The following is a 506-nucleotide window of genomic DNA, read 5'->3' on the forward strand; positions in this document are numbered from 1 at the left end:
TACGCGGCCGCGAAGGCCGGGCTGATCGGCGCGACGAAGTCGCTGTCGCTGGAGCTCGCGTCGCGCGGCATCACCGTGAACGCGGTGGCGCCCGGCATCATCGCATCGCCGATGGCCGAACAGGCGTTTCCCGCCGAACGCATCAAGCAGCTCGTGCCCGCGCAGCGCGCGGGCCGGCCCGACGAAGTCGCGGCGATGGTCGCGTACCTGGTATCCGACGCCGCGGCCTATGTGACGGGGCAGGTGATGTCCGTCAACGGCGGGCTCGCGTGACGACGCGCGCCGCGTTGGCCTGACGTAACGCAACACGGTGCGGTGCCGCGTTGTCGCGCGGCCTGCGCCGCATAGTGAGGAAATCGAAGTGTCCGTGCATCCAGCCCGCGCCGAACGGCGTCCGAGTCCGCTGTTGCCCTCCGCCGCGCCGTTCGCGCACGGCGGCGAGCCCGCGCTGCGGCTCGTCCAGATGAGCGACGCGCGGCTCGTCGCGCTGCTGCACGACGCGCGCA

Annotated in this window: 1 protein-coding gene; it reads left to right on the forward strand. The window is 72.3% G+C overall.

Annotation, left to right across the window (positions count from 1 at the left end; all coding sequences use genetic code 11):
* The coding region (locus tag A9Z05_RS05715; protein ID WP_141723375.1) for an SDR family oxidoreductase at positions 1-273 on the forward strand (273 nt) is incomplete at its 5' end.
* Positions 274-506: the final 233 nt, after the last annotated feature.

This window comes from Burkholderia sp. A2, from assembly GCF_001729305.1.
GTDB lineage: Bacteria > Pseudomonadota > Gammaproteobacteria > Burkholderiales > Burkholderiaceae > Burkholderia > Burkholderia sola.